We start from the raw sequence: 26752 nt of genomic DNA on the forward strand, positions 1-26752 counted from the left end.
TGAGGAGACCCGGGATGGCGGCGGTTTATTCCCGGCTGCTGCGGGTTCAGCCGTTCACGGCTTCGTGATGGCGCGTTCTGATGACACCAGCCTGCGAGAGACGCCCGCTCTCAATCTAGTCCGGCCAGCGCAATGAGCCCGACGAATCCTTACGGGCTGGCTTCATGGCGTCGACGGGCCGGTCGCCCGCGGTCAATACGGCTCGCAGCCGTTCGGCGACGATCTCCGCTTCGCCGGGATGCAGATTGCACGGGTCCAGGAAGAAATGCCCGCGCTCCACCTCGTGGTTGCGCACGATGATTGGCGGCGAGCCCGCGGCCAGGGCCGAGGCGAGGCCGGCGGCAGTGAACCGGCTCTCGGCCGAAACGAAGATCTGCAGCCGGTCGAGCGGATTGGCGGTCGGATCGGGGATAATCTGCGCGACGATGCCAGGCAGTCCCTGCAACGTGTCTTTCCATAGGTTGAGGGCTGCCTCTTCGCGCCGACGGATGCCGGCATGGTCACGCTTTTCCCAGGCTTCCAGTGCCGCCATGGTGCCGGCGATGCTCTCCTTGCCGACCTTCATGGCGCGTGCGACGCCGCGGTTCTGCAGATAGGCGGCGCGCACCAGGTCCTTGCGCCCGGTGACGATGCCGCTGGTCGGTCCGCTGAGGAATTTGTGTCCGCTGTAGATGACGATATCGGCGCCGCGCTCCAGGAAGCCGCGCAGGTCATATTCGGAAGCGGCGTCGACAATCACCGGGACGCCCTTGGCGTGGCAGATTTCGCAGAATTCCTCCAGCGACAGCATGCCGTACTGCACGGTGTGGTGCGCGACAACATAGAGACCCGCCGCCGTGCGGTCGCGGATCGCATCTCGCACATGATAGTCCTGGGTCACGGAGACCGTACCGGCGGGAATGGTCCTCGCTCCAGCCAGCCGGATCGACTGGTCGATCGGCGCGCCGTAGTTGACGATGTGACCGAGCTGGACGATGACTTCAGACTTGAGACCCTCGGTGTCGTCCGGCAGGCGCTCGATGGCGAGCAGGTTGGTTCCAGTCATCGCGCCGGCGATCGCCATGGTGATGCCGCTGGCGCAGCAAGCGGTGATGAAACCGGCCTCGCCGCCGGTGAGGCGGGCAACGACCGTGCTTGCGGCGCGCTGCAGATCGTCCATCTCCACCCATTGCGAAGCCATTTCAGCCATGGCGCTGATCGCTTCCGGGACGATGATTGATGCGCCGAGCGCGGTCATCGTGCCTGAGACATTGATGATCGGGCGAAGGCCGAGCCGTTCGCGGATGGTGGTGTTGGAGCCGTCGGCGGAATAGGTGTTCATCTCTCGGATTCCATTTCTAAAAGTCAGGCTGCGATCTCGACGACCGCCTCGATTTCGACGGTGATATTTCCCGGCAAGGAGCCGACCCCGATCGCCGAGCGGGCATGACCGCCGATATTGTCGAAGACATCGGCGAACAGGTCGGAACAGCCGTTGACCACCTTTGGGTGATCGCTGAAGGTCGGTATCGCGTTGACGAAGCCGAGCAGCTTGACGATGCGCACGATGCGACCGAGGTCGCCGGCGGCTGCGTGCATGACGGCGAGTAGATTGAGGCCGGTGAGGCGGGCATGCTGATAGGCCTCCTCGACGGTGACATCGTCTCCCACCTTGCCGGTGAACAGCGTGCCGTCGGCCCGCAGTGGTCCCTGACCGGACAGGAAAATCAACCGCCCACTTTCGGCGTGGGTGACGAAGTTGGCGATCGGGGTCGGCGGCTCGGGCAGCGTCAAGCCGAGTTCGGCGAGCCGGATGTAGGGCGTCATCAATTGCTCCTTGCGACAGCTTTCGCTGTCCAGTGTCAGAAATGCGAGGCGCGGAAGCGCGCCAGGAAAGTGCGGAGGCGCTCGTTGGTGGTCTCAGCCGCGAGAATCTCCTTCGGCGGGCCGACGGCGCTGACGCCGCCATCGGCCATGAACACGATGCGGCTCGAAGCATCGCGCGCGAAGGCCATCTCATGTGTCACCATCAGCATCGTCATGCCGTCCTCGGCGAGGCTGCGCACGACGGCCAACACTTCGCCGACGAGTTCGGGATCGAGCGCCGAGGTGATCTCGTCAAGCAGCAGGATCTTCGGCTCCATAGCCACGGCGCGCGCAATGCCGACGCGCTGCTGCTGGCCGCCCGACAGTTCGGCGGGGAGGCTGTCGGCCTTGTGGGCGAGGCCGACGCGGCCGAGCCAGTGCTCGGCGATCGAGCGCGCCTCGGCTTCGCTTTTTCCACGCACCTTGCGCAGCCCGAGCATGATGTTGCCGGCCGCCGTCAGGTGCGGAAACAGGTTGAAGCTCTGGAACACCATCCCGGTTTCGGCGCGCATCGCGGCGAGATCGCGTTCGCTGCGGCGCTGACGGGTTCCCGGGTCGCGAAAGCCGACCTCCTTGCCGTCGATGCGGATCGAGCCGCTGTCGTAGCTTTCCAGGAAGTTGACGCAACGCAGCAGCGTGGTCTTGCCGCTGCCCGAGGGGCCGATGACCGTCACTACCTCGCCGCGCGTCACCTGCAAGCTGACCGAGCGCAGGACCTGGACGACGCCAAAGGATTTGGAAACGTCGCGGACGTCGAGAAGGGCCCGGGTGTCGTTCGAACTTGTGGACATTGCTATTCCCGGATGAAGGAGAAACGCCGCTCGAGCCGCCGGCTGGCGAGCGAAAGGGCATAGTTGACCGCGAAGTAGATGAGCGCACCGAGAATATAGAGCGGCATGGCCTCGTAAGTGCGGCCGATGACCTGGTTGATGGCCTGCATCAGGTCGGTAATGCCGAGCAGCGACACCAGAGCGCTGCCCTTGACCGCATCGGTGACGCCGTTGATCCAGGGTGGCAGGAAGCGCCGGAATGCCTGCGGGAAAATGACGTAAGCCAAGCGCTGGCGAAAGGTCAGCCCGATCGCCATCGCTGCTTCCGACTGCCCTTTCGGGATCGAGCCGACCGCGCCCCTGAGATACTCGATGACCTGCGCCGTCTTGAACAGAGTGAGCGCAAGCACGGCGGCCCAGAACGACGGCAGATGAAGCCCGATCGCGGGCACGCCGTAATAGACGAAGAACATCAGCACCAGGATTGGAATGCCGCGGATCGTGTCGCTGAAGATGCGCACCGCCCAGCGCAGCGGCACGGGACCATAAACCAGGCCGACGCCGAGCAGGACGCCGGCGATGAGCGACAGGACCACGACCAGCAGCGACACCCACAAGGTCAAGGCGAAGCCCTGGGCGAGGAAAGGCAAGGCATAGGCGATCTGGGTGAGCATGTCAGCGCGCCGCCCTGAATCGGCGCTCGACGAGCCGCAACCCGAAAAGCAGCGCATAGCCGGTCAAAAGATACATCGCCGTCGTGACCAGGTAGACCTCGACGATACGGAAGGTGTTGAAATTGATCCACTGGGCGCCGTAGGTGAGCTCCGGCACCGAAATGACCGAGGCGATCGAGGTGTCCTTGAACAGCGAGATGAAGGTGTTGGACAGAGCTGGCAAGGTGATGCGCAGCATGGTCGGCAGGCGCACATGAATCAGCCGCTGCCATGGCGTCAGGCCAATCGCCTTGCCGGCGTCGAGTTGGCCGCGCGGGACGGCTTCGAGCCCGGAACGGAACACCTCGACCAGATAGGCGCCGCTATAGACCGATAGCGTCAGGATGAACGAGGTCGGGGCGCTGTAAGCGAGATCGACCACCGTCGGCAGGCCGTAGAACACCAGATAGACGAGCAAGATCAGCGGCACATTGCGGATGAATTCGACGTAGGCAGCGATGATGGTGCGCACCACGCGCCCGGCCGAGACGTACCAGACCGCCAGAACCAGGCCGATGACGATGCCGATGGCAATTGAGATGACGGCGAGTTCCAGGCTGAGCAGCAGTCCGCCCCACAGCTTGTCGAAATGCCGCCAGATCAGGTTGAAATTGAGGGCATAGCCCATGCGTCAGCCTCAGTGCGAAGGGCCGTCGAGGAGAAGCTGGCGGAAGGGCGCTGAATGCCGCCCTTCCGCCAACTGGATCAGATGACCGGAAAGCCGGGATGGCGAGCCGGCGGCTCCTGTCCGAAGTAATCCTTGAACGCCGCGTCGTAGAGCGCCGTTTCGTGACCGAACATTGCGATGGTGAAGGTCTGATTGACGAAAGTCAGCCAGTCGAGATCGCCTTGCCGGAGTGCCGCACCGTACAGCATCGAGAACCAGCTCTTGCCGGCGTCGAAGTATTTGTCCGGATTGCGCGAGGCAAGCCAACGCACGGTCGAAAGATCCACCGCGGCAGCGTCGACACGCTTGGCTTCCAGGGCCTGCAACACGTTGGCCTGGGTGTCGATCTGCATCACCTGCGACTGCGGCAGGGCTATGTGCACCGATGCTTCGGCATCGACGTTCTGCAGGATCGAGACGCGTGTCGCCGAACCGGCGGCAAGCAATTTGTCGAAGGTCTTGTTCTCGGCGGTGGGAAGGGTCAGCAGAGCGACGCCTTCGACATAGTAGGGCCGGGAAAAATTGATGAGCTGCGAACGCTGGGCGCTCATCGTCATGAACTGGATGGTGATGTCGACCTTGTTGGTGGTCACGTTCGGAATGCGCTGGGCCGGGTCCTGCATGACGAACTCGACCTTGGTCGGATCGTCGAAAAGGCCCTTGGCCAGGATGCGTCCCATGGTGATGTCCATGCCCACTAGTTCGCCGGCATCGTTCTCGAAGTGCCAGGGCGCATTGGTGCTGCCGGTGCCGACAATCAGCTTGCCGCGGTCGAGCACGGTGCGCAGCAGGCTGTCGGATGCTGCCTGGGCAGCGGCCTTCTGGGCATCGACGGTTGCCAGCACGCCAGCCGTGGCCAGTCCCGCCATTCCCAATTTCAGAAAATCACGTCTTCCGGATGTGTCGTTCACGGCGACCTCCTTTCGTGTTGTGTTCCCCTACGCACAGGAAATACACGCATCGTCGATTTTCAGAGCGATTGTCTCTTACAAGAGACGTATGTATCCTGTACAAGACAGATACTAGCATTAGGAATCGACAATGCAAGATGGCAATGCCGCAGCAGTTTCAGCCGACGAGAAGATTTCGGGCTCCCGTGAAAAGGGTCTCAACCGGGTCCTCGAGATCCTGGAGTTTCTGCACACGACACAGCGGGCGATCGGCATTGGCGATCTTGCCAAGGGGGTGAACGCACCCCGCTCGACGACCTACACGCTTGTGCGGTCGCTGGTGGATGCCGGCCTGCTGGAAATGGCCGGCGACGGCAATCGCGTCTATTTCGGCAAGAAGCTCTATCTCTACGGAATGGATTATGTGCGCGGCAACGACCTCTTGAGGCGCGGGCGCCAGGAGGTCGACAATCTGTCGCGTGAAACGGGCGAGACCTCGGAACTGTGTATGCTGCAGAGCGGCCGCTATACGATCGTCCATTCAAGCCCCGGCACCAGGCCGTTCCGCATCAGCTCCGCCACCGGCCTGCAGATACCGCTGCCCTGGACCGCTTCGGGACGGCTGCTTCTGGCGGGCTTCCAGCAGGCCCAGATCGAAGACATGGTGTCCGAAGACGATCTCGTCCTGCCGGACGGCCGCAGATTGCTTCTCGGCGACTTCATCGCCGACATAGCGAAGGCCGAAGCCACAGGCTATTGCGTCACCTCGGGCCTTGTCGATGCGTATACGAAATGCCTCGCCGCGCCTGTCTTTTCAGGACCGGGCAGGGTCGAGGCGACGATGTGCCTGGTGGTTCCCATCGATACGTCCGAGGAGCGGACCGGCAGTCTCATCGGTCTGCTGCGCGACCGCGCCGCCAGGCTTTCGATCGCCGGATAGGTGCAAAGCGACCCGGCTCTGCCGTCTCACGCAATGATGTCGGGGATGATCTTGTCTTCCAGCGCCATCAGCCGGTCCTTGAGGAACAGCTTCTTCTTTTTCATGCGCTGGATCTGCAGCGGGTCGCAGTTCATGGCGATCATCGCGTTGATCGCCGCATCGAAATCGGCGTGTTCCTGCTTCAGCCGGGAAAATTCGAGGCGAATATCGGCCTGTTCCTGATCGGACATTCTTTACCGTCTGCACGTCTGCGGCGCCCAAAAACTGGGCCTGATTGGGCGGGACCGGCAACTTCTGCCGCTGGCGCGCAGCCCATATCACATTTCACATTGTCGTGGAATGCTACCACGCAGCATTCGACATCGCCGCCGGATGGTGGCACAGTGTCATTGTGCCGTCACAGAAGCGAAACCTGCGGTGGACGCGCCGTGACGGTTGCAATCGAGGAAAACCATGAAAGGGAGAACCAATCATGTCTCTTGCTTCCCATCTTGATGAGTTGCAGCGGAAACACGGCGACATCGAGCGCGAGATCGATGACGCGATGAACCACCCGTCGGTGGACGACCTCGAAATCGTGAATCTCAAGCGACGCAAGCTGGCACTCAAGGACGAGATTGAAAAACTGAGAGCACAACCGACAACGCATTGATGCCCTCCTGATATAGACGATCACGATCCACTGCCCTTTGCCGGCGGCAATTGTCGCCGGTGTGGTGGGTTTTGATTTCCAGCGCGGCTGTCGCCCAGGCTGGAGTTCCGTTCAGGTCAAATTTCGCTTCGGTCGTCGCCGGATCATCGATTGTTTTTGATCCCGGCGGCGGGCCAATTGCGGCCAGTGGCGACCTGTCGCCATTGACAAGCCATCTTTGCTCCTCCACCTCATGCCCGGACTTTAGCGCATCGGCCCGGGGCGTTTGTGCGTTCCGGTGGACGCATGGCGCTCCAGAGACAAAAGGCTGCCGGGCATGACCGGATATTTTTCCTCTCCCTTCCCCCGCCGCACCTCGGTCGGCGTCGATGTCGGCGGCGTGGTCGTCGGCGGCGGCGCGCCGGTTGTCGTGCAGTCGATGACCAATACCGATACGGCCGATGTCGACCAGACGGTTGCGCAGGTTGCGGCGCTGCACCGCGCCGGCTCCGAGATCGTGCGCATCACCGTCGATCGCGACGAGAGCGCTGCCGCCGTGCCGCGCATCCACGAAAGGCTGGCGCGGCTCGGCATCGACGTGCCGCTGGTCGGTGATTTCCACTATATCGGTCATAAGCTTTTGGCCGACCATCCGGCCTGTGCCGAGGCGCTGGCCAAATACCGCATCAATCCGGGCAATGTCGGCTTCAAGGACAAGAAGGATCGGCAGTTCGCTGCGATCGTCGAGATGGCAATCAAATACGACAAGCCGGTGCGCATCGGCGTCAACTGGGGTTCGCTCGATCAGGAGCTGTTGACCCGGCTGATGGACGATAACCAGGCCAAGGGCTTTCCGCTGACGGCACAGGAAGTGACGCGCGAGGCGATCGTGCAGTCGGCGATCCTGTCGGCCGAGATGGCGGAAGAAATCGGCCTTGGCCGCGAAAAAATCATCCTGTCGGCCAAAGTCAGCGGTGTGCAGGACCTGATCGCCGTCTATACCGAACTCGCTACCCGCTCCAACCACGCGCTGCATCTTGGGCTGACCGAGGCTGGCATGGGTTCGAAAGGCATCGTGGCTTCGTCCGCCGCCATGGGCATCCTGCTCCAGCAAGGTATCGGCGACACCATCCGCATCTCGCTGACGCCGGAGCCGAACGGCGACCGCACGCGTGAGGTGCAGGTGTCGCAAGAACTGCTGCAGACGATGGGGTTCAGGCAGTTCGTGCCGATCGTCGCGGCCTGTCCAGGTTGCGGCCGCACGACCTCGACCGTGTTCCAGGAGCTCGCCCAGAACATCCAGGCGGATCTCAGGAAGAACATGCCCGTGTGGCGCGAAAAATATCCCGGGGTCGAGAACCTCAAGGTCGCGGTGATGGGTTGCATCGTCAACGGCCCGGGCGAGTCCAAACATGCCGATATCGGCATTTCGCTGCCCGGCACCGGCGAGACGCCGACGGCGCCTGTCTTCGTCGACGGCAAGAAGGCAGCGACGCTGCGCGGGCCGTCGATCGCGGCGGATTTCGAGAAAATGGTCGCCGACTATATCGAGCAACGGTTTGGTCGCGGCAAGGCCGCGGCCGAGTAGGCGCCATGCAGCGTTTCCTGTGGGTAGCGCTGATCTTGCTGTGCGGAATTGGCTGGTCGACGCTGGTTCAGGCAGACCCACCGCAATCCGCCAAGCAGCGGCTCATCGACAAGGTCTGCAATCTGATCCAGGCCCATGCCGATCAGAACAGCCTGCCCAGGGATTTCTTCGCCCGGCTGATCTGGAAGGAAAGCCGCTTCGATCCCAACGCCGTCAGTCCGGTCGGCGCCGAAGGCATCGCCCAGTTCATGCCGGGCACCGCCAAGATGCGCGGCCTTGCCAACTCCTTCGACATCAACCAGGCGATCCCTGCCTCGGCGAGATATCTCGCCGAGATGAAAACCAGCTACGGCAATCTCGGACTGGCGGCGGCCGCCTACAATGCCGGTGAAAGCCGGGTGTCGCGCTGGCTCGGTTCCGGCGGCTTCCTGCCGATGGAGACCGAGAGCTACGTATTCGACATCATGGGCGAGCCGGTCGACAAGTTCACCGACCCGGCCTATGCCGGAAAGGTCGAGCCGCTCGATCAGAAGGCGGATTTTGCAGTCGCTTGCCGCAGGCTGCCGGTGATCATGTCGCAGACCGTGGCGATGGCCTCGATCAACATAAAACCATGGGGCATCCAGGTGGCCGGCAACTTCCGCCGCAGCGCCGCGATCAGCCAGTGGCTGCGGGTGAGGAGCCGGTTCCCTTCCCTGCTCAGTGGCCATGATCCGGTGGTCAGCCGGGTGCGCACGCCAATCGGCCGGCGCGGCATCTTCGCGGTCAGGATCGGTGTCGACGACCGCGCCGCCGCCAATGTCATCTGCCAAAAATTGCAAAGCGTCGGCGGAGCGTGCGTGGTGGTGCGCAACCGGTAGTCTGACCGTGGCGGGCAAGATGTTCTGGCCGAGAAGGGGGCGCTGAAGTGAAAGCCAGCATCATTCTGCTCAATGGCGTCGGCAGTGCCGGCAAGAGTTCCATCGCCAGGGCGTTGCAACAGATCACCGCCGCGCCCTTCCTGCATGTCCAGATGGACACTTTCATCGAGATGCTGCCCGACGCCTTGCAGGACCATGCGGATGGCTTTTCCTATGAGACCATCCGGCAGGACGGCAAGCCTGCGGTCGTGATCAGAACCGGATCGGTGGGGGCGCGAACCCTGCGCGGCATGCGCCACGCCATCGCCGCCATGGCTGGGCAAGGCAACAACCTCATCGTCGACGAGGTGCTCTGCAACGGCGAAATGTCCGAATATCTCGAACTGCTGTCGGCCTTCGACCTCCATGTGGTTGGCGTCGTGGCGCCGCTGGAGGTGCTGGAGGCGCGCGAAGCCCAGCGTGCCGATCGGCTGCCGGGACTGGCGCGGTGGCAATATGGGCGCGTGCACGAGAACATTCGCTACGACCTCGAAGTCGACACCAGCGTGCTGACCTCGCAGGAGTGTGCCCGTCGCATCCACCAAAGATTTCAGCTATAGCGCGACCATTCTTTGCCAGGGGCGACAGCCTTGCCACCGACGAACCGCGAGAGCCGTGACATGTTTGACGGATACATCATCTGCGGCACGCCGAGGACCGGCAGCACGTTGCTATGCAAGCTTCTGGCGTCCACGAAGACGGCTGGCAATCCTCACTCATTCTATCGGCGGCAGGATGTGTCGGAGTGGGCCGAGGAGTGGGGCCTGCCCCATCGCGACACGATGGGCGATCTCGACTTCAATGCCGCCTATCTCAAGGCGGCGATCGCCAATGGCAGGGGTGGGACAGGCATTTTCGGCCTTCGTCTGATGCGGGAAAACCTGGATGAGCTTTCAGCGATCCTCGACCAGGTTTTCCCAAAACTTCCATCGGACAGAGCGCGTTTCGAGAAAGCATTCGGCCATGTTCTCTACATGCATCTCTCGCGTGAGAACAAGCTTGCGCAGGCTGTCTCCCTGGTCAAGGCGGAGCAAACCGGTCTTTGGCATATCGCTCCCGATGGAACCGAGATCGAAAGGGTCGCACCCGCGAAAGAACCTCAATATGATTTCGAGCGGCTCAGACGTGAGGTCACGGAGCTCGAGGCCTATGATGCCGCCTGGAACCTTTGGTTTGCGAAACAAGGCATCATTCCGCTGCGGGTTGGCTATGAGCGTCTTGCCGCCAACCCGGCCGCGACATTGCTAGACATCTGCGAAGCCTTGGGCGTTCAAGCGCCGAACGCCGATGAGATAAGGCCTGGTGTTGCAAAGCTCGCCGACGAGACGAGCCTTGACTGGATGCGCCGCTATCACATGGACGCCGCCGCCTGATGCGTCGATGGCTGCCGGCTAAGCCGTTTTCGCCACCACCGTCTCGCTGAGCCAGGTGCCGATCTTGGTGCCGAGGCGGTCGGGGGAGACCGGCTTGGGCAGATAGTCGTCCATGCCGGCCTCGATGCACTTGTCGCGATCGCCTTTCAGCGCGTGCGCGGTGACGCCGATGATCGGGATGTGAGTGCCCGACGAGGTCTCTATCGCCCGGATGGCGCGGGTCGCTTCGTAGCCGTTCATCTCCGGCATCGAGACGTCCATCAGGATCAGCCTGGGGCGCAGCGCCCGGTACATCTCGACCGCCGTGCGACCGTTGCCGGCGATGCGATAGCTGAGGCCAAGGCCGTTGAGGATCTGGCCGAAAACCAACTGGTTCACGTCGTTGTCCTCGGCAATGAGGATATCGATCGGACCGTTCGGCGTGGCCGTCGATTCTGGTGCTGCGGCGACCGGCATCGCCGGGCCGCGGATGACGGTGAAAGCGGGAGGCGCGGCCGGGGGAACCGTCACGATCGGTTCGCGGACGAACTGCGCCTTGCCGACCTGCGAGCGGGCCCTCTGGATGACCGAGATGACGGTGCCGAGCAGGACCGCGGAGCGCGCCGGCTTGGTTAGATGCGCGGCGATGCCGAAGTCGATGATCATCTTGCCGAAATCGACCTGGTCGACCGAGGTCAGCAGCACCACCGGAATAGAAGCCAGCCGGCTGTCGGACGCAATGGCCCTGGCAACATCGGCGCCGTTCATGCCCGGCATCTGGTAGTCGAGGATGATGCAGTCGACGGCAGCGCCCAGCTGGAAAGCGCGATCGAGGAAGGCCAGGCCGACGGCGCCGCTTTCGGCGGCGGCACAGTCGAAGCTCCAGCTTCTCAGCTGCTCCAGCAGGATTTCGCGGTTAACCGGATTGTCGTCGATGACCAGCACGCGCGCGCCGGTGACGTCGACCGGCACGATTTCGTCGCGGGCCGCGGCATGGTGCGCCGGCAGCGGCACCGCGAACCAGAACACGGAGCCGCGGCCGATCTCGCTTTCGACGCCGATCTTGCCAGACATCAGATCGACGAGGCGTGCTGCAATGGCGAGGCCAAGGCCGGTGCCCTCGTGGCGACGGGTCGACGAACCGTCGACCTGGGCGAATTTCTCGAACACGTTCTGCAGTTTTTCGGCTGGTATGCCGATGCCGGTGTCCTCGACGCGGACCTTGAGCTGGATCACGTCGTTGACGACCTCGCCGCCGACATCGATCAGCACATGACCCTTCTCGGTGAATTTCACCGCATTGCCGAGCAGGTTGGTGACGATCTGCCGGAACCGTCCGGCGTCGCCGACGACATAGGCCGGCAGCCGCGGGTCGACACGCACGATCAGTTCGAGGTTCTTCTCGGCGACGCGCGCCGATACCAGCGTCGCCACGTCCTCGACCGCCTCGGAGAGACGGAAGGGAGCCGGATCGAGGGTGAGCTGGCCGGCATTGATCTTGGAGAAATCGAGGATGTCGTTGATGATGGTGAGCAGCGCATTGCCGGATTTGACGATGACGTCGGTGAAGGTTTTCTGGCGTGGGGTCAGGTCGGTCTTGGCCAGCAGCTCGGCCATGCCGAGCACGCCGTTCATCGGCGTGCGGATTTCGTGGCTCATATTGGCCAGGAATTCCGACTTGGCGCGGTCGGCGGCCTCGGCCTTGAACAGGGATTCGGCGGATTCGGCAAAGGCGCGGCGGATGGCCACTTCCATCGGTCGGAAGATCCAGAAGGCGACGATGGCAAGGGCGGCGAACAGGATGCCGCTCGCCCACAGCAATAGCCTGTCGCTGGAGACATCCGCCAGATGGCGCTCGTCGTCCATGGCGGTGCGGACGCGGACCAGCATGGGCTGGGCGAACAGGTCATTCTGGTTGCGGATTTCGCGATAGCTCCATTCATCGACCTTCTGCGCCATCGACATCAGGTTGAAGTTGCGCACCATGTCGCGCGGCGACCAGAACAGGTCGCCGTTGACGGAAGCGGTTTCGAGCTCGTTGATGGTCTTCACCGAAAGGCGCGGCTTGATCGCGGCAAGCTGGGCGGTCAGCGTTTCGATCTCGCCGGTCAGGCGCTCCGAATGGCCGCGCGCCGATGAGGTGAGCGCATCGCGTGTCTCCGCCCGCCAAGCGGTGCCGGTCGTCTCGGCAAAGCTCGTCGCGTTGCGCAGGTCGCGGGTGAAGACGACGAGGTTGCTGCTCAGCGCATCGATGTCATGGCGAAAGGAATTGACCCGATCGAGCGCAATCACGATGGCGGCGGAAGCCAGCGCAAAGATCAGCAACCCTGAAATATAGCGGATCCGGACTGACCGGATGAAGGACGAATATTCCGGCATGCGCAACCCCAACACATACGCATCATTTTAATGGTCGGGATTACGCTTCATTTACATTAAAATTTCGTGTGGACGCGGACCATGCGCTGATGCAGGTGCTCGAACGGCTGGCGGCAACGCTGTTGGCAAGTCGGATTGTATCCGGCCTGAAACAGACCAACAGCGACCCGGCTTAAGGCTGAAACGAAAGGGTCATATCGATGGCCACCAACAACTAAGCGCCCAAGGACTCAAGCACCAGAAAGCGTTTGCTACGGCCAGTTTCGCCATCGTGGCCTCGAAGATGGCGAGCGGCATCCACCTTATTGGAGGCATGATTTGCCGCCAAGGTCCATGCGATGGCGGCGATCATGCTCGTGCATACCTCGATCGTCAGATGCGGAAGACGCAAGCCGCTTCAGCAACCGGCTGGAAGACGCCAAGACCGAGACACTGCTGATGGACGCCAACCGCAGTAACGAAGTGTAACCGGGTTTCCGCTACCACTACGCTCAAACCGCGTAAGACCGTTGATTGATCGGACCAGGACTTCAACGGCCTTACCCAATGGAAGTCGCCAACATGGACATCGCCCCGAACAATCATACGAACAGCCATCTGATGATGACACGGCGCTTTGCGCCTCTCTTCTGGACGCAGTTCCTGTCTGCCTTCAACGACAATTTCCTCAAGAACACTCTGGTGTTCCTTATTCTGTTCACGCTGGCGGCGGACAAGGCGGCGTCACTGGTCACCCTGGCCGGTGCCGTCTTCATGGCTCCCTTCCTGTTCTTGTCCGCGCTTGGCGGCGAGATCGCCGACCGGTTTGACAAAGCCCTCATCGCTCGCCGGCTGAAATTCACCGAGATCGTCGCTGCTGGCGTCGCGGTCGTCGGCATCGCGCTGTCGTCGATCCCGGTGCTGATGGTGGCGTTGCTGATGTTCGGCATCATCTCGGCGCTGTTCGGACCGATCAAGTACGGCATCCTGCCGGATCATCTCGAGCGAAAGGAATTGCCCGGCGCCAATGCCTGGATCGAATCGGCGACCTTCGCCGCCATCCTCGGCGGCACCATCGCCGGCGGCGTCGTCTCGGCCGATGGCATAGGCGTGTCGGTCTTCGGGCCGATCATGATGATCCTCGCTGTGAGTTGCTGGATCGTCAGCCGCTACATCCCGTCCACCGGTTCTGCGGCCCCCGACCTCGTCATCGACAAGAACGTTTTTCGCTCGACCTGGCGGCAGGTCAACGGATTGCGTGGCGACAAGCGGATCTGGCGCGCCGGACTGATGACGTCCTGGTTCTGGCTGATCGGCGCCATCGTTCTTTCGATCCTGCCGACCTTGATCAAGGATTCGCTCGGCGGCAACGAGATCGCCGTGACTGCCTATCTCGCGGTGTTCGCCGTTTCGATCGCCATCGGCTCGGCCATTGCCGCATGGATGTCGCAGGGACGCATCGTGCTTCTGCCCGCGCCGGTCGGCACGGCGCTGCTGGCGCTGTTCGGACTGGACCTGGCCTGGACCATCTGGAGCATGCAGCCTTCGCCCAGGACTGAGACCCTTGCCCTGTTCTTCGCCGGGCCAAACACGATCCATGTTGCGATCGACCTCGCCGGCATGGCGATTGCCAGCGCATTCCTCGTGGTGCCGACCTTTGCCGCCGTCCAGGCCTGGTCGCCAGAAGAGCGCCGCGCTCGCGTCGTCGCCGCCGTCAGCATCGTCAACGCCGGCTTCATGACCGTAGGCGGCATACTTGTCGCCGCGATCCAGGCAGCCGGCGCCTCTACCGGAGCCATCCTGTTCGGCCTCGCCGCGGCCAACGCCATCGCCGCCTGGCTGATGCTGAAATACCTGCCGACCAACGCTTTCCGCGATTTCGTCTCCATTCTGTTTCGTGCCTTCCATCGCCTCGAAGTCGAGGGCATGGAAAACCTCAAGGCTGCCGGCCCGGCACCTATCCTGGCGCTCAACCATGTCAGCTTCCTCGATGGTCCCCTGGCCTTGACCCTGACCGATGAGGAGCCGGTCTTCGCCATCGACCACACCATCGCCCAGGCCTGGTGGATGAAGCCGTTCATGAAACTGGCCCGTGCGCTGCCGCTCAACCCGTCCAAGCCGATGTCGACCCGCACGCTGATCAAGATCGTGCAAGGCGGCGATCCGCTGGTCATCTTCCCGGAAGGCCGCATCACCGTCACCGGCGGCCTGATGAAGGTCTATGACGGCGCCGCCATGGTCGCCGACAAGACCGGCTCAATGGTCGTGCCGGTACGCATCGACGGGCTGGAGAAGAGCTATTTTTCACGGCTGACCTCGCAGCACGTGCGCCGCCGGCTGTTCCCGAAGGTCAAGGTGACCATCCTTGAGCCGGTGAAGCTTGAAGTGCCGCAGGAACTGAAGGGCCGCAAGCGCCGCGCCGCGGCGGGCGTTGCCCTGTACCAGGTGATGTCGGACCTCGTCTTCCGTACCCAGGACATCGACAAGACGGTGCTGGAAAAGATCATCCAGACGGCGAACGAACGCGGCATGCGAGAGCTCGCCGTGCAGGATCCGGTCACCGGTTCGCTGAGCTACGGCAAGCTGCTCACGGCCGCCGCAGTGCTCGGCGAGAAATTCCAGAACCTCTATGCCGGCCAGCAGACGCTCGGCATTATGCTTCCGAACGCCAACGGCTCATGCGCGACGCTGCTCGGCGTCATGTCGGCCGGCAAGGTTCCGGCGATGATGAACTTCACCGCAGGTGCAGCCAATATCCTGTCCGCCTGCAAGGCCGCCGAAGTGCGCACCGTGCTCACCTCGCGTGCCTTCATCGAACAAGCCAAGCTGGGCGGTGTCATCGAAGAGATCGGCCGCTCGGTCGACATCGTCTGGCTCGACGATTTGCGCAAGACCGTCGGCCTCAAGGACAAGTTGCTCGGCTTGCTGCGCAAGAGCACGCCACGCGCGCCGCGCAAGCCCGACGATGCCGCGGTGATCCTGTTCACTTCGGGTTCGGAAGGCACGCCAAAGGGCGTCGTGCTCACCCACCGCAACATCCTGGCCAATGCCGCCCAGGCCGCCTCGCGCATCGACTTCCATTCGGGCGACAAGGTGTTCAACGTGTTGCCGATCTTCCATTCGTTCGGCATGACGGCGGGCACGGTGCTGCCGCTGATCTCCGGCGTGCCGGTCTATTTCTATCCCTCACCGCTGCATTACCGCATCGTGCCGGAACTGATCTACGCCTCGAACGCGACGATCATCTTCGGCACCGATACGTTCCTCGCTGGCTATGCGCGCACCGCGCACCCCTATGACTTCCGCTCGATACGCTATTGCTTTGCCGGCGCGGAGCCGGTCAAGGCAGCGACGCGCATGACCTATATGGAGAAGTTCGGCGTGCGCATCCTCGAGGGTTACGGCGTCACCGAAACAGCACCTGTGATCTCGATCAACACGCCGATGTACAACCGCTCCGGAACCGTCGGCAAGATCATGCCCGGCATGGAATATCGCCTCGATCCGGTGCCCGGTGTCGACGATGGCGGACGGCTTTTCGTGCGTGGGCCCAATGTCATGGCCGGCTATCTCAGGGCCGAGAAGCCCGGTGTGCTCGAACCACTCGAAGACGGCTGGCATGACACCGGCGACGTCGTCGCCGTCGACGACGTCGGCTTCATCACCATTCGCGGCCGGGCCAAGCGCTTCGCCAAGATCGGCGGCGAGATGATCTCGCTGGCTGCCATCGAGGCGCTGGCCGGCGAATTGTGGAAAGGCTCGCTCTCAGCGGTCGCCACTGTGCCGGATGCGCGCAAGGGCGAAAAGTTGATCCTGATCACCGAGGCCGCCAACGCCACGCGCGCCGAATTCCTGACCTTCGCCAAGGCGAACGGCGCCATGGACCTGATGGTGCCGGCCGAGGTCCGCGCCGTTGCGAAAGTGCCGGTCCTCGGTTCCGGCAAGCTCGACTTCGCCGCGGTGACCAAACTGGTGCGCGGCGAAGAAGAGATGAAGATCAAGGTGGCTTGAGCCAGTCGTAACCAATAGGCGACGGACCAAGTCGGCCCGTTTGGCGTTCGTCATGACGCAAAGCAGACGGAGCAATCCGATCGCGCCGACGTCTTGGTTGGCCCAGCGTCAGTTGTTACGGGTCGCCACGAATGTCGCCGCTTCTTTCAGCAGCGCCGCCTGCTCCCCGTAAGGCGCGAGCAATTCATGCGCCTGGTCGACGAGGCCGTGAAGCTGGCTGCGCGCCCAGTTCGCGCCGTGCAGCGCCACCAGCGTCGCCTTGCCGGCGGCTGCATCCTTGCCGGTCGCCTTGCCCATCTGGCCGGCATCGGCGGTCAGGTCGAGCAGGTCGTCGGCAAGCTGGAAGGCAAGGCCGATCGCCGAGCCGAATTCGGCCAGCCGCTCGCGGTCCTCGGCCGGGGCGCCGGCGACCAGCGCGCCCGCCTCGCAGGCGAAGCGGATCAGGGCGCCTGTCTTCATCGCCTGCAACCGGATGATGCCGGCCTCGTCCGGCGGTGCCTGTTCGGCTTCGAGGTCGAGCTTCTGGCCACCGACCATGCCGCCGGCCCCGGCCGCGCGGGCCAGCGCCAGCACCAGGGCCGCGCGCCGCTCAGCCGGCAGCATGGTCGCCTCGTCGGCGATGATGTCGAAGGCCAGCGTCAGCAAGGCGTCGCCGGCCAGGATGGCGGTTGCCTCGTCGAAGGCCTTGTGCACCGTCGGCTGGCCGCGACGCAGGTCATCGTCGTCCATGGCGGGCAGATCATCGTGGATCAGAGAATAGCAATGCACGCATTCAAGGGCGGCGGCGACGCGCAGTGCGGCCTCGCCGTCGGCGGAAAAAAGGGCTGCACTTTCCATGACCAGGAAGGGGCGCAGGCGCTTGCCGCCGTTGAGAACGCCGTGGCGCATCGCCGCCATCAGGCGGTCGGGCCGCGCGATCTCGCCCGAAAGCGCGCGGTCGTCGAGCAACCGCCGCAGCAGCACCTCGACGGCTGCTGCCCGTCTGATGAGCGCCATTTCGAACGCCATTTCGTCCTCATTCGTCATGGCGGGACCGGTAGCCGACACTCAGACGTTGCGCAAGAAGCCAAGCGCCATTATGCCGGAGCAGGGAGAAGTACGGGTTGGGCGGCTTGGCGGAACCGATCGTCGATCATGAAACCGAAAAGCTGGACATGGCGACCAGATCGCGGAGCGTGAGCCGCCGCGGTCTCAAGCGCTGGGTCCGGCGCGGCATCGTCGTGGCCGCGGTGCTGGCGCTCATACCAACGGTGCTGACGTTCCTCTATCTGCCGTCCTTCGTGCATCCGGTCTCGACGCTGATGCTGAAGGATCTGGCGACATTCTCCGGTTATGACCGCCGCTGGGTGTCGATCGATGATGTCGCTCCGGTGCTGGCCAATTCGGTCATCATGTCGGAAGACGGGCAGTTCTGCTTTCATCGCGGTGTCGATCTGGGCGAACTGAGGGGCGTCGTCGACGATGCGCTGGCCGGCGAAGCAACGCGCGGCGCCTCGACCATCACCATGCAGACGGTCAAGAACCTCTTTCTCTGGTCACGGCCGCTGGGCTCGGTGCGAAAAGTGGTCGAATTGCCGCTGGCCGTCTATTTCGACGCGGTGATGTCGAAACGGCGCATCATGGAGATCTATCTCAACATCGCCGAGTGGGGGCCGGGCATCTATGGCATCGAAGCCGCCGCACAGCACCATTTCGGCGTTTCGGCAAAACAACTGTCGCGACGGCAGGCCGCCCTGCTCGCCGTCTCCCTGCCAAATCCGATCGCCCGCAATCCGGCGAAGCCCGGGCCTGGCCTGAGACGGCTTGCCAATCTGATCGAGCGGCGGGCCGGCCGCTCCGGCGCCTATGTCGGCTGTCTGCAGTAGCCAGCTCAAAAAAATTCGCGGCAGTGCTGGCCAAAACGGCGTAGGGCGTGTATAGGCACCCGACTTTCTCAGATTCCGGCCCCGACACGGCCCTTTCACGAGGGCAAGCGGGGCTTTTTGACCATGTAATGGAGCATATCCATGGCCGTTCCGAAACGAAAAACCTCTCCGTCCAAGCGCGGCATGCGCCGCTCGGCCGACGCCCTCAAGGCCCCGACCTATGTCGAGGACAAGAATTCCGGCGAAATGCGCCGTCCGCACCACATCGACCTGAAGACCGGCATGTATCGCGGTCGCCAGGTGTTGACGCCCAAGGAAAGCTGAGACCAGCTTTTCGACGTTTTGCGCTTTCGAAAGACCGGCCAGTGGCCGGTCTTTTGCGTTGGGTGGGCAGATAACCGGGCGGCCTGCGTTGCCGCTTGGCTGCTCACCCAAACGCCAAATGCCTGGCGCGGGCGATATTCATCAGGATCGTCGCGCCGGGGCTGACATGGTTGTTGCATCCGGTCTTCGACCGTGTTCGTGGCATTTTACGAAAATTCTTGACGGCGTGCTTGTGGCGCATTCTACAGAGATTGCCCCCATATGGAGACGCCAGATGTTCGGTGCCGTCCCGCTTTTGATCGTGCCTTTCGTGCTCTACAATCTCGGCCTGCTCGGAATATTCGGCGGCGGCGACGATCCGTGGGCGAACGAAATCTTCTCCTTCCGCATGATGTCGGGCGGGGTGTTCTCGATGACGCTCGGCGACCTGATAGTGCTGATCGGGCTGATTTCCCTTTTCGCTGAAATGGTGAAGTCGGTGCGCACGACCAGCGCCTCGATCATGGACCATCTGTTGTCGACGCTGGTCTTCGTCGCGTTCCTGGTCGAGTTCCTGCTGGTGAAGGGCGCGGCACATTCCATCTTCTTCACACTGATGGTCATCGCGCTGTTCGACGTGCTGGCGGGGTTTGCGGTGTCTATGCGGTCGGCGAGCAGAGACATCAATCTGAATTAAGGCTGCATTGATCTTCAGGGGATGCCGGCCTGCAAATGGCCGCATCCTGTGCTTCCGGCGCTTATGTACCCAAAAGTACGCTCCGCTCCGGTTCTCGGAGGCCACCAACTTCGACTCGGCCTGACCTGAATCTCAACGCAGCCTTGGCCGTGATATTTGCTAAAGTTCAGCCCGGATCGGCAGTGAAGCCGGCCGCTTCGATGCCGGCGATGGCGGCCGCTTCGTCATTGTCCGACGTATCGCCGGAAATGCCGACGGCGCCGATGATGGCGCCGGCCTTGTCGCGGATCAGCACACCGCCGACGACCGGAAGCACGCGGCCGCCAGACACGTCCGAGATGCCGGCGACGAGATGCGGGCGCTCCTTGGCGAAAGCCTCGACGCGGCGCGAGCCCATGCCGATGGCGAGCGCGCCATAGGCCTTGCCAGCCGACATTTGCGGGCGCAGGAACGAGGCGCCGTCCTGGCGCTGGAAGGCGACCAGATGTCCGCCGGCGTCAAGCACCGAGACGCCGAGCGGCTTGAGTTTGAGATCTGCGCCCCTGGCAAAGGCGGCATCGATGATTTGCCTGGCTTTTTCGAGCGGCAGTGCGGTCATGGCAGTCTCCTGATTAAAACGCGCCGATCATCGACCGTCGACGGGCACGGCAAAATCCCGGTTTCGGTTGAAATTGCTTCGCGTTAAGAGGTGGGATCGAACGATCCGGATATGGCGATGCCATTTTTGCAGCTTCCAGACCGGCAGTCGATCGTGCCGGCCTGCAGCGCTATTTTTTCTTGGCGCGGACCGGCTTCTTGGCGGGTGCCGCCGGTGCGTTGGCAAGGTCTTCCGCTTCCTTGGCGAGACGCAGCGCCCGCAGCTTGTTGGTCTTGACCTGACGGGCGTCGCTCTCGGCGACGTATTCGGCCATCGCCTTCTGGCGGACGGTTGCCGCCTCTTCCTGCTTCTTGAAACGCAGGTCAGCACGCGCGCGGGCAGCATCCCGAGAGTTCTCAACCAAGACCTTATCCAATCCCGTGAATTGTGGTTTTCCGCCCCTTTTAGCAGAGCCGGGCCCCAAACGGGAAAATAAGTTGGTCAAGCGGCCGGGCTGGCGCCGGGGGCCCTGCCGGCGACCACGGCCTCATAGGCGGCCTGCAAGGTCGCACGGACAGAAGGGCCAGCCGATGTATCGAGCGGCATGCCGAGATGCTCGTGGCGCAACTCGTCCATGAATTTATCCCACATCGGCGGTCCGCCTTTCTCCAGAAGCTCGGCGCGGATCGAGAGTTCCGCGCTGACCGGCAACCAGACGCGGCCCCATGCGCCGAGGTGGGCCAGGATCGGCACCAGGGTGATCGCCATCTCGGTCAGGCTGTAGATCGCCTTCTGCTTGTGGCTGGGATCGTCGGCCTTGGTCAGCATGCCCAACTGCATCAGCCGCTTCAGCCGGTCGGCGAGGATGTTGGAGGCAATGCCTTCCATCGATGCGTTGAGCAGCTCGCGAAAGTGGCGCCTGCCGCCGAAGATCATGTCGCGAAGGATGATCAGGCTCCAGCGGTCGCCGAACACTTCGAGCGACAGGTTGATCGGGCATCCGGACCGGCGATCCATGCTCATGAGATTTTCTCCGCAAAACCGGTTGCATTATCATATCAGTTTTATTATCGTGCAACTGATTGCAAAACGCAATCAGTGTTGCTGAGGAAGAGATTGAGCCATGACAACGATCGAGCGCCCCGAGATCGTATCCGAGGCTTTTGGCGATCCGCCAAACCCGCCACTGTTGCTGATCATGGGATCGATGGCCTCGATGCTTTGGTGGCCGGAGGCGCTGTGCCGGAAACTGGCCGATGGCGGCCTGTTCGTGATCCGCTATGACAATCGCGATACCGGCCGTTCGACCAAATATCCGCCGGGCGAGCCGCCTTACACATTCGACGACATGGCCGACGACGCGATGCGTGTGCTCGACGACCACGGCGTCGGCAAGGCGCATGTCGTCGGCATGTCGATGGGCGGCATGATCGCCCAGCTTGTGGCCCTCAGGCACCCGGCCCGTGTCGCTTCGCTGACCGTGATCAGCAGCTCGCCCCTGGGAACCGACACATCGCATCTGCCACAAACGAGCGATGCCTATATCAAGCATTCGGCCGACGGCGCCAAAGTCGATTGGTCGGACCGTGGCCAGGTGGTCGATTTCATGGTCAAGGATACGCGGGCGATCGCAAGCACCGTACATCCGTTCGATGAGACCGGGATGCGGGCCTTCATCGAACAGGATTACGATCGATCCGGCGGTTTTCTGAGCGCGACCAACCACTTCATGGTAAGGGGTGGCGACGCATGGAGGGGCCGCCTGCGCGAGATGACGGCGCCGCTGCTGGTCATCCATGGCACCACCGATCCGATCTTTCCTGTCGAGCACGGCGCGGCACTGGTCGAGGCTGTCGCCGGTGCGAAAATTCTTCGGATCGAAGGCGGCGGCCACGAGCTGCACCCGGACGACTGGAAGGTGATATCTTCCGCCATCGTCGACCACGCTCAAGCCAATTGAGTCATTCTGCGCGGCCTTGACGAGCAAGGCCTGCCGCAATAGTTAAGTAAATGCTTCAGTGTTTAATCATGGCGAGCAACACGACACCGACTTCTAGCATCCCGAAACAGACGAGCAAAAAATGTCCCTGACGCTTCATTTCCATCCGCTGGCCTCGTTCTGCTGGAAGCCACTGATCGCGCTGTATGAGAACGGCATACCGTTCACGCCGGTCATCGTCGATCTCGGCGACACCGAGTCGCGCGCGGCCTTCCTGAAGATTTCGCCGACCGGCAAGATGCCGGCCCTGCGCGACGATGCGCGCGACCGCACGGCGCTGGAATCGACCATCGTCGTCGAATATTTGGCAGCCCATTATCCGGGGCCGGTCGACCTCGTTCCGGCCGACATCGACCTGGCGCTGGCGGTCCGGCAGGCCGATCGCTTCTATGATTTCTATGTGCAGGAGCCGATGCAGAAGATCGTCGGCGACCGGTTGCGGCCGCAGGACAAAACCGATCCGTTCGGGGTCGAGCAGGCCCGCGCCCAGCTGCGCAATTCCTACGCCATCGTCGAAGAGGACATGCAGACGAAGACCTGGGCGGTGGGCGACGCCTTCAGCATGGCCGACTGCTCGGCGTCTCCGGCACTGTTCTATGCCAACAAGGTCGAGCCGTTCGGCGACAGATACCCCGCCGTCAAGCGATACCATGACCGCCTGGCACAGCGCCCCGCTTTCGCCCGCGTGATCGAGGAGGCACAGCCCTACTTCAAGTTCTTCCCGTACAACAACGGCTGATCGCAATGCTGCACGATCCTGCCCAGCTCGATCTGATGTTCCAGGCGCTCGCCGATCCGGCGCGGCGGCAGATGGTCGACCGGCTGTCGCGCGGACCGGCTTCGGTCAGCCAACTGGCCGAACCGCTGGCGATGTCGCTGTCGGGCGTCGTCCAGCATCTGAACCTTTTGGAGGCAAGCGGCCTCGTGCGCACGCAGAAGCTCGGCCGGGTGCGCACCTGCCAGATCGAACCCAAGGCACTGAGAGCAGCCGAACACTGGATCAATGAACGGCGTCTCGCCTGGGAGCGCCGGCTGGACCGGCTCGGCGATTTTCTGGCTGAGACTGAAGGACACTGAAGGAGCCCATCATGACCGAACGATCCGTCGTCCATTCAACCTTCGTCATCGAGCGCAGCTACCCAGCGTCGCCCGCAAAAGTCTACTTTGCGCTGAGCAATCCAGAGGCCAAGCGACGCTGGTTCGCCGATCCGCACGATCCGATTCCCAGCAGGCATGAAATGGATTTCCGCATTGGCGGCAAGGAGGTCAATGCCGGCTGTCCGAGCGATGGCCAGATGCATTTTTTCAATGCTGTCTATCAAGACATCGTGCCGGACCAGCGCATCGTCTACAGCTATGAGTTGTTGTTCGGCGAAACCCGTGTCTCGGTGTCGCTGGCCACGATCGAGCTTCTGGCCGAGGGTAACGGCACGCGGCTTGTGATGACGGAACAGGGCGCCTTCCTCGACGGACACGACACGTCGACCACACGCGAGCATGGCACAGGCGAACTGCTCGATGCGCTCGGCGCTTTCTTACGCGAGGAAGCTTGAACCGCGTGGTGAGTGTTGCCGGTCAATGCGGGCCGTCAGGCTTCCCAGAACTGATCGAGCCAGATGTTGAGTTTGAGGAAGCCGGGATTGCTCACCGTATAGACGCGCCTGGTGCCTTCCGCCTTGGCGTTGACCAGCCCGGCATCGAGCAGCACCTTCAAATGTTGCGAAACGGCTGGGCGCGATACGGGCAAACCCGCGGCCAGTTCGTTGACGGTCTTCGGGCCGCGGCGAAGTTCTTCCAGAAGATGGCGCCGGTTGGGGTCAGCAATCGCCATGAAGGCATCGGAAAACATCATGCCACTATTAGTGAGGCAAAGCCTTTCGAATCTCAACTGTCTGCTTCTGCTTTTCTTCTGGGATCAAGCCGCAATGCTTCCGGCGTTACCGAGCGATCGGCCGGCTGCGTCTTGAAGGCGTCACGATCTTCGATCGGCACCGGAGCACGGCGGCTGATGCGCAGCAACGTGTAGCCCGCTAGGCAGAGATGCGCGAAAGCGGTCGCCAGGAACAGGCCTTCCGGGCGCGTCCAGCCCATCAAGGCGGCTGCCAGCAGAGGTCCGATCATCGTGCCGAAGCCGTAGAGCAGAAGCAGGCCACCCGACACCTTGACGAAATCCTCCGCGCGGGCGTGATCGTTGGCATGCGCCACCGCGATCGAATAGAGCGTATAGGCAAAGCCGCCATAGGCGGCGGTGAAGACGATGACGAAGACGCTGGAGCGTGGCTCGAACAGGAAGATGGCAAGCGCAACCAAGGCCGCGCCGAAGGCAGCACCGGCCAGCACGAAACGCCTGTCGGTCTTGTCCGAGAGGCGCCCGGCCGGAAGCTGCATGGCGGCACCGGCAACGACCACCAGGCTCATCATCAGGGCGATCTCGGCCGTGGGAATGCGGATGCGGGCGCCATAGACGGCGCCAAGCGTGCCCCAGGCGCCGTTGGCGATGCCGATCAGGACGCAGGCGACAGCCGACACCGGCGAATTGACATAAAGGCCTTTGACGTCGAGCGAGACATCCTGCAGCGGCTTGGGGTGGGAAGCGGTCGAAACCGCGGTCGGGAGGAGTGACAGGCAAAACAGGATGCCGGTGATCATGAACAGCGAGGCGGACTTCACGTCGCCGCCAGCGACGATCATCTGCCCGCCCATGATCGAGGCATAGGTGACCATCATATAGAGGCCGAAGATGGTGCCGCGGTTCTCGTTGGTGGCCTTTTCGTTCAGCCAGCTTTCGATGACCATGAAGGCGCCGGCCATGGTGAAGCCGGTGAAGGCGCGCAGCAGGATCCAGACATACTCGTCGATGATCAATCCGGTGAGCAGCGCCACGATGGCGCCGGACGCGGCAAAGGCGCCGAAAGCGCGCACATGCCCGGCGCGGCGCACGATGCGCGGTGCGAAGAAACAGCCGGTGACGAAGCCCCCGGCCCAGGCCGTGCCCATCAGGCCGAGCGATGCGGTCGAGAAGCCTTCCAACTGACCGCGCAGCGGCAACAGCAGCCCGTGCAATCCAGACGCCGCGAGCAGGAAAGCGGTGCCGCGCAGCAGCGAGAGGATCGGTCGGTAGGTTGCGAACATTGTTGGATCCGGCTCGGGGTTGGCGGGGACGCTGGGTCTGAAGACAGTCGCATTCGGGCTTTTCCGCGGCGAGCCCCGCGCCCGCCTCTATCCGCGGCGGAACAGTGCTTCGGCGGCCGATTTGGTGCTGTCCTTGGCCCTGAGCTCGTTTTCCAGGCGGGCGATCTCATCGCGCAGTATGCCAATCCGCTCGGTCAAGTCACCGACCGAAAGCAGCGACAGGTCCTGCCCGATCTCGTGCGGGCGCGCCTTCTTCTTGGGTTCGTCGTCGAAGATCGCCATCGTCGCTCCTCCCACATTGGCCATTTGCCTGATTTGGCAATCAGCATACATAGGGCAGGGGCGTCGATGCAAACAGCCGATCGGATAACGGCGAGGAAAGACGGGAAATCTCATGGCGAGCGGACAGAAAATTCCGGCAAGAATGACGGCCATCGCGATCTCGGAGCCGGGCGGCCCCCGGGTGCTGAAACCCGAAACGCGCGACGTGCCGCAACCAGGTCCCGGCGAGATCCTGATCAAGGTGCACGCCGCCGGGGTCAACCGGCCCGACATCCAGCAGCGCAAGGGCGCCTATCCGCCGCCGGCCGGCGCGTCCGACCTGCCCGGCCTCGAGGCGTCGGGTGAAGTGGCCGCCCTTGGCGATGACATATCGCGCTGGCGTATTGGCGACCGGGTCTGCGCGCTCACGCCCGGCGGCGGCTATGCCGAATATGTCACGGTTCACGCAGGCAGCGTGCTGCCGCTGCCGGCCGGCTTTACCCACACCGAAGCCGCGGCGGTGCCGGAAAACTACTTCACGGTCTGGCACAATGTGTTCGAGCGCGGCGGGCTGAAGAGCGGCGAGACGCTGCTCGTCCATGGCGGTTCGTCCGGCATCGGCACCACAGCGATCCAGCTTGCCTCGGCTTTCGGCGCCTATGTCATCACCACCGCCGGCAGCAAGGACAAGTGCGACGCCTGCCTGAAGCTCGGCGCCGACCGGGCGATCAACTATCGCGACGAGGATTTCGTCGCCGCGGTCAAGGAGGCGACCGCTGGCAAAGGCGCCAATGTCATCCTCGACATGGTCGGCGGCGACTATGTGGCGCGCAACTACGAGGCCGCGGCGATTGAGGGTCGCATCGTGCAGATTGCCGTGCAGGCCGGCGCCGTGGCAAGCGCCGACTTTTCGAAGATCATGGTCAAGCGGCTGAGCCATACAGGGTCGACGCTGAGGCCGCGCACCGTCGAGTTCAAGGCGGCGATCGCGGCAGCGCTGGAGGCGCAGGTTTGGCCGTTGCTCGGCACGCGCAAGGTCGCTCCCGTGATGGACATGATCTTCCCGCTCAGCGAGGCCTGGCGGGCGCACGAGCGGATGGAGGAGGGCGAGCACATCGGCAAGATCGTGCTCGACGTCGGCTAGGCCGTATCGAGATTCAGGTGCTGCCGGCCTGACCTCTATCTCGACACATCCTGGTCGCGCGCCTGCCTGCCTGCCTACAAGATGAACAGAGGCTTAATGGTGCAATGCAG

General features: G+C 62.9%; 30 protein-coding genes. 15 read left to right on the top strand and 15 right to left on the bottom strand.

The annotated features are described in order from the left end of the window. Positions 1-115: 115 nt before the first annotated feature. The 6 genes from HNQ71_RS25785 to HNQ71_RS25810 all read right to left on the bottom strand — a co-directional run bounded on the left by HNQ71_RS25785 (position 116) and on the right by HNQ71_RS25810 (position 4906). On the bottom strand, positions 116-1321 hold the full coding sequence (locus HNQ71_RS25785; RefSeq protein WP_184875704.1) for an aminotransferase class V-fold PLP-dependent enzyme: 1206 nt from the start codon (positions 1319-1321) through the stop codon (positions 116-118). Positions 1322-1344: 23 nt separating this feature from the next. Then, positions 1345-1806 carry a RidA family protein gene (locus HNQ71_RS25790; protein WP_095089405.1) on the bottom strand — a complete coding sequence of 154 codons (462 nt, stop codon included), beginning with the start codon at positions 1804-1806 and terminating at the stop codon, positions 1345-1347. Positions 1807-1841: 35 nt separating this feature from the next. Next, complete coding sequence (locus tag HNQ71_RS25795; protein ID WP_184875706.1) at positions 1842-2636, bottom strand: amino acid ABC transporter ATP-binding protein; 795 nt, start codon at positions 2634-2636, stop codon at positions 1842-1844. A 2-nt stretch (positions 2637-2638) separates the two neighbouring features. Then, positions 2639-3289 (bottom strand): amino acid ABC transporter permease, encoded by a 651-nt coding sequence (locus HNQ71_RS25800; RefSeq protein WP_184875708.1) that lies wholly within the window; start codon positions 3287-3289, stop codon positions 2639-2641. Between the two features lies 1 nt (position 3290). Next, positions 3291-3956, bottom strand: coding sequence for an amino acid ABC transporter permease (locus HNQ71_RS25805; protein ID WP_184875710.1), 666 nt, complete (start codon positions 3954-3956; stop codon positions 3291-3293). Positions 3957-4033: 77 nt separating this feature from the next. Continuing rightward, complete coding sequence (locus tag HNQ71_RS25810) at positions 4034-4906, bottom strand: transporter substrate-binding domain-containing protein (protein WP_184875712.1); 873 nt, start codon at positions 4904-4906, stop codon at positions 4034-4036. 130 nt (positions 4907-5036) lie between these two features. On the opposite strand from HNQ71_RS25810, the gene HNQ71_RS25815 reads away from it, so the two are divergent. Next, positions 5037-5825 carry an IclR family transcriptional regulator gene (locus HNQ71_RS25815; protein WP_184875714.1) on the top strand — a complete coding sequence of 263 codons (789 nt, stop codon included), beginning with the start codon at positions 5037-5039 and terminating at the stop codon, positions 5823-5825. A gap of 26 nt (positions 5826-5851) precedes the next feature. Here HNQ71_RS25815 and HNQ71_RS25820 read toward each other — a convergent pair whose 3' ends face one another. Beyond that, the gene (locus tag HNQ71_RS25820; protein ID WP_184875716.1) at positions 5852-6055 is read right to left on the bottom strand and encodes a YdcH family protein; all 204 of its coding nucleotides are present in this window, start codon (positions 6053-6055) and stop codon (positions 5852-5854) included. 242 nt (positions 6056-6297) lie between these two features. On the opposite strand from HNQ71_RS25820, the gene HNQ71_RS25825 reads away from it, so the two are divergent. From HNQ71_RS25825 to HNQ71_RS25845, 5 genes are all read left to right on the top strand, one after another. Further along, entirely contained in the window at positions 6298-6477 is a 180-nt protein-coding gene (locus HNQ71_RS25825) for a YdcH family protein (protein ID WP_027023510.1), read from the top strand. A gap of 316 nt (positions 6478-6793) precedes the next feature. Next, on the top strand, positions 6794-8044 hold the full coding sequence (gene ispG / locus HNQ71_RS25830) for a flavodoxin-dependent (E)-4-hydroxy-3-methylbut-2-enyl-diphosphate synthase (RefSeq protein ID WP_184875718.1): 1251 nt from the start codon (positions 6794-6796) through the stop codon (positions 8042-8044). A 5-nt stretch (positions 8045-8049) separates the two neighbouring features. Then, positions 8050-8904, top strand: coding sequence for a lytic transglycosylase domain-containing protein (locus HNQ71_RS25835; protein WP_184875720.1), 855 nt, complete (start codon positions 8050-8052; stop codon positions 8902-8904). 47 nt (positions 8905-8951) lie between these two features. Then, positions 8952-9503, top strand: coding sequence for a phosphotransferase-like protein (locus tag HNQ71_RS25840; RefSeq protein WP_184875722.1), 552 nt, complete (start codon positions 8952-8954; stop codon positions 9501-9503). 60 nt (positions 9504-9563) lie between these two features. Beyond that, a complete protein-coding gene (locus HNQ71_RS25845; protein WP_184875724.1) occupies positions 9564-10316 on the top strand; it encodes a Stf0 family sulfotransferase in 753 nt (250 codons plus the stop codon). An 18-nt stretch (positions 10317-10334) separates the two neighbouring features. On the opposite strand, the gene HNQ71_RS25850 is transcribed toward HNQ71_RS25845, so the two are convergent. Then, entirely contained in the window at positions 10335-12674 is a 2340-nt protein-coding gene (locus tag HNQ71_RS25850; RefSeq protein WP_184875726.1) for a response regulator, read from the bottom strand. A 561-nt stretch (positions 12675-13235) separates the two neighbouring features. Between HNQ71_RS25850 and HNQ71_RS25855 the strand changes: the two genes are divergently transcribed. Continuing rightward, positions 13236-16664, top strand: a complete 3429-nt coding sequence (locus tag HNQ71_RS25855; protein WP_184875728.1) for an acyl-[ACP]--phospholipid O-acyltransferase — start codon at positions 13236-13238, stop codon at positions 16662-16664. Between the two features lie 108 nt (positions 16665-16772). Here the strand turns inward: HNQ71_RS25855 and HNQ71_RS25860 are convergent, their stop codons facing one another. Further along, the gene (locus tag HNQ71_RS25860; protein WP_184875730.1) at positions 16773-17690 is read right to left on the bottom strand and encodes a polyprenyl synthetase family protein; all 918 of its coding nucleotides are present in this window, start codon (positions 17688-17690) and stop codon (positions 16773-16775) included. A gap of 77 nt (positions 17691-17767) precedes the next feature. On the opposite strand from HNQ71_RS25860, the gene HNQ71_RS25865 reads away from it, so the two are divergent. The 3 genes from HNQ71_RS25865 (at position 17768) to HNQ71_RS25875 (ending at position 19529) form a co-directional block, all read left to right on the top strand. Continuing rightward, a complete protein-coding gene (locus HNQ71_RS25865; RefSeq protein ID WP_184875732.1) occupies positions 17768-18529 on the top strand; it encodes a biosynthetic peptidoglycan transglycosylase in 762 nt (253 codons plus the stop codon). Between the two features lie 141 nt (positions 18530-18670). After that, the gene (rpmF, locus tag HNQ71_RS25870; RefSeq protein ID WP_008834724.1) at positions 18671-18853 is read left to right on the top strand and encodes a 50S ribosomal protein L32; all 183 of its coding nucleotides are present in this window, start codon (positions 18671-18673) and stop codon (positions 18851-18853) included. Between the two features lie 274 nt (positions 18854-19127). Next, the gene (locus HNQ71_RS25875) at positions 19128-19529 is read left to right on the top strand and encodes a hypothetical protein (protein ID WP_184875734.1); all 402 of its coding nucleotides are present in this window, start codon (positions 19128-19130) and stop codon (positions 19527-19529) included. 166 nt (positions 19530-19695) lie between these two features. Here the strand turns inward: HNQ71_RS25875 and HNQ71_RS25880 are convergent, their stop codons facing one another. The 3 genes from HNQ71_RS25880 to HNQ71_RS25890 all read right to left on the bottom strand — a co-directional run bounded on the left by HNQ71_RS25880 (position 19696) and on the right by HNQ71_RS25890 (position 21129). Beyond that, complete coding sequence (locus HNQ71_RS25880; protein ID WP_095089624.1) at positions 19696-20127, bottom strand: GlcG/HbpS family heme-binding protein; 432 nt, start codon at positions 20125-20127, stop codon at positions 19696-19698. A 169-nt stretch (positions 20128-20296) separates the two neighbouring features. Then, positions 20297-20530 carry a hypothetical protein gene (locus HNQ71_RS25885; protein WP_184875736.1) on the bottom strand — a complete coding sequence of 78 codons (234 nt, stop codon included), beginning with the start codon at positions 20528-20530 and terminating at the stop codon, positions 20297-20299. A 77-nt stretch (positions 20531-20607) separates the two neighbouring features. Beyond that, positions 20608-21129, bottom strand: coding sequence for a winged helix-turn-helix transcriptional regulator (locus HNQ71_RS25890; protein WP_184875738.1), 522 nt, complete (start codon positions 21127-21129; stop codon positions 20608-20610). A 100-nt stretch (positions 21130-21229) separates the two neighbouring features. Here HNQ71_RS25890 and HNQ71_RS25895 point away from each other — a divergent pair, with 100 nt between their 5' ends. The 4 genes from HNQ71_RS25895 to HNQ71_RS25910 all read left to right on the top strand — a co-directional run bounded on the left by HNQ71_RS25895 (position 21230) and on the right by HNQ71_RS25910 (position 23658). Beyond that, positions 21230-22066, top strand: a complete 837-nt coding sequence (locus tag HNQ71_RS25895; RefSeq protein WP_184875740.1) for an alpha/beta fold hydrolase — start codon at positions 21230-21232, stop codon at positions 22064-22066. 121 nt (positions 22067-22187) lie between these two features. Beyond that, complete coding sequence (locus tag HNQ71_RS25900; protein WP_184875742.1) at positions 22188-22844, top strand: glutathione S-transferase family protein; 657 nt, start codon at positions 22188-22190, stop codon at positions 22842-22844. A gap of 5 nt (positions 22845-22849) precedes the next feature. Further along, complete coding sequence (locus HNQ71_RS25905; protein WP_184875744.1) at positions 22850-23182, top strand: ArsR/SmtB family transcription factor; 333 nt, start codon at positions 22850-22852, stop codon at positions 23180-23182. Positions 23183-23193: 11 nt separating this feature from the next. After that, a complete protein-coding gene (locus tag HNQ71_RS25910; RefSeq protein WP_184875746.1) occupies positions 23194-23658 on the top strand; it encodes an SRPBCC family protein in 465 nt (154 codons plus the stop codon). Positions 23659-23693: 35 nt separating this feature from the next. On the opposite strand, the gene HNQ71_RS25915 is transcribed toward HNQ71_RS25910, so the two are convergent. The 3 genes from HNQ71_RS25915 to HNQ71_RS25925 all read right to left on the bottom strand — a co-directional run bounded on the left by HNQ71_RS25915 (position 23694) and on the right by HNQ71_RS25925 (position 25519). Further along, positions 23694-23957, bottom strand: a complete 264-nt coding sequence (locus HNQ71_RS25915) for an ArsR/SmtB family transcription factor (RefSeq protein ID WP_095089373.1) — start codon at positions 23955-23957, stop codon at positions 23694-23696. A gap of 32 nt (positions 23958-23989) precedes the next feature. Continuing rightward, positions 23990-25237, bottom strand: a complete 1248-nt coding sequence (locus tag HNQ71_RS25920; RefSeq protein ID WP_184875748.1) for an MFS transporter — start codon at positions 25235-25237, stop codon at positions 23990-23992. A gap of 87 nt (positions 25238-25324) precedes the next feature. Then, positions 25325-25519 carry a DUF1192 domain-containing protein gene (locus HNQ71_RS25925; protein ID WP_184875750.1) on the bottom strand — a complete coding sequence of 65 codons (195 nt, stop codon included), beginning with the start codon at positions 25517-25519 and terminating at the stop codon, positions 25325-25327. A 112-nt stretch (positions 25520-25631) separates the two neighbouring features. On the opposite strand from HNQ71_RS25925, the gene HNQ71_RS25930 reads away from it, so the two are divergent. Beyond that, positions 25632-26642, top strand: a complete 1011-nt coding sequence (locus HNQ71_RS25930; protein WP_184875752.1) for an NAD(P)H-quinone oxidoreductase — start codon at positions 25632-25634, stop codon at positions 26640-26642. Positions 26643-26752 lie beyond the last annotated feature (110 nt).

It is taken from the genome of Mesorhizobium sangaii (assembly GCF_014207355.1).
Lineage (GTDB): Bacteria > Pseudomonadota > Alphaproteobacteria > Rhizobiales > Rhizobiaceae > Mesorhizobium > Mesorhizobium sangaii.

Coding starts and splice junctions, on each gene's coding strand:
- HNQ71_RS25785 (WP_184875704.1), bottom strand. CDS start 1,321: ATGAACACCTATTCCGCCGACGGCTCCAACACCACCATCCGCGAACGG.
- HNQ71_RS25790 (WP_095089405.1), bottom strand. CDS start 1,806: ATGACGCCCTACATCCGGCTCGCCGAACTCGGCTTGACGCTGCCCGAG.
- HNQ71_RS25795 (WP_184875706.1), bottom strand. CDS start 2,636: ATGTCCACAAGTTCGAACGACACCCGGGCCCTTCTCGACGTCCGCGAC.
- HNQ71_RS25800 (WP_184875708.1), bottom strand. CDS start 3,289: ATGCTCACCCAGATCGCCTATGCCTTGCCTTTCCTCGCCCAGGGCTTC.
- HNQ71_RS25805 (WP_184875710.1), bottom strand. CDS start 3,956: ATGGGCTATGCCCTCAATTTCAACCTGATCTGGCGGCATTTCGACAAG.
- HNQ71_RS25815 (WP_184875714.1), top strand. CDS start 5,037: ATGCAAGATGGCAATGCCGCAGCAGTTTCAGCCGACGAGAAGATTTCG.
- HNQ71_RS25820 (WP_184875716.1), bottom strand. CDS start 6,055: ATGTCCGATCAGGAACAGGCCGATATTCGCCTCGAATTTTCCCGGCTG.
- HNQ71_RS25825 (WP_027023510.1), top strand. CDS start 6,298: ATGTCTCTTGCTTCCCATCTTGATGAGTTGCAGCGGAAACACGGCGAC.
- ispG (WP_184875718.1), top strand. CDS start 6,794: ATGACCGGATATTTTTCCTCTCCCTTCCCCCGCCGCACCTCGGTCGGC.
- HNQ71_RS25835 (WP_184875720.1), top strand. CDS start 8,050: ATGCAGCGTTTCCTGTGGGTAGCGCTGATCTTGCTGTGCGGAATTGGC.
- HNQ71_RS25845 (WP_184875724.1), top strand. CDS start 9,564: ATGTTTGACGGATACATCATCTGCGGCACGCCGAGGACCGGCAGCACG.
- HNQ71_RS25850 (WP_184875726.1), bottom strand. CDS start 12,674: ATGCCGGAATATTCGTCCTTCATCCGGTCAGTCCGGATCCGCTATATT.
- HNQ71_RS25855 (WP_184875728.1), top strand. CDS start 13,236: ATGGACATCGCCCCGAACAATCATACGAACAGCCATCTGATGATGACA.
- HNQ71_RS25860 (WP_184875730.1), bottom strand. CDS start 17,690: ATGACGAATGAGGACGAAATGGCGTTCGAAATGGCGCTCATCAGACGG.
- rpmF (WP_008834724.1), top strand. CDS start 18,671: ATGGCCGTTCCGAAACGAAAAACCTCTCCGTCCAAGCGCGGCATGCGC.
- HNQ71_RS25875 (WP_184875734.1), top strand. CDS start 19,128: ATGTTCGGTGCCGTCCCGCTTTTGATCGTGCCTTTCGTGCTCTACAAT.
- HNQ71_RS25880 (WP_095089624.1), bottom strand. CDS start 20,127: ATGACCGCACTGCCGCTCGAAAAAGCCAGGCAAATCATCGATGCCGCC.
- HNQ71_RS25890 (WP_184875738.1), bottom strand. CDS start 21,129: ATGAGCATGGATCGCCGGTCCGGATGCCCGATCAACCTGTCGCTCGAA.
- HNQ71_RS25895 (WP_184875740.1), top strand. CDS start 21,230: ATGACAACGATCGAGCGCCCCGAGATCGTATCCGAGGCTTTTGGCGAT.
- HNQ71_RS25900 (WP_184875742.1), top strand. CDS start 22,188: ATGTCCCTGACGCTTCATTTCCATCCGCTGGCCTCGTTCTGCTGGAAG.
- HNQ71_RS25905 (WP_184875744.1), top strand. CDS start 22,850: ATGCTGCACGATCCTGCCCAGCTCGATCTGATGTTCCAGGCGCTCGCC.
- HNQ71_RS25910 (WP_184875746.1), top strand. CDS start 23,194: ATGACCGAACGATCCGTCGTCCATTCAACCTTCGTCATCGAGCGCAGC.
- HNQ71_RS25915 (WP_095089373.1), bottom strand. CDS start 23,957: ATGATGTTTTCCGATGCCTTCATGGCGATTGCTGACCCCAACCGGCGC.
- HNQ71_RS25920 (WP_184875748.1), bottom strand. CDS start 25,237: ATGTTCGCAACCTACCGACCGATCCTCTCGCTGCTGCGCGGCACCGCT.
- HNQ71_RS25925 (WP_184875750.1), bottom strand. CDS start 25,519: ATGGCGATCTTCGACGACGAACCCAAGAAGAAGGCGCGCCCGCACGAG.
- HNQ71_RS25930 (WP_184875752.1), top strand. CDS start 25,632: ATGGCGAGCGGACAGAAAATTCCGGCAAGAATGACGGCCATCGCGATC.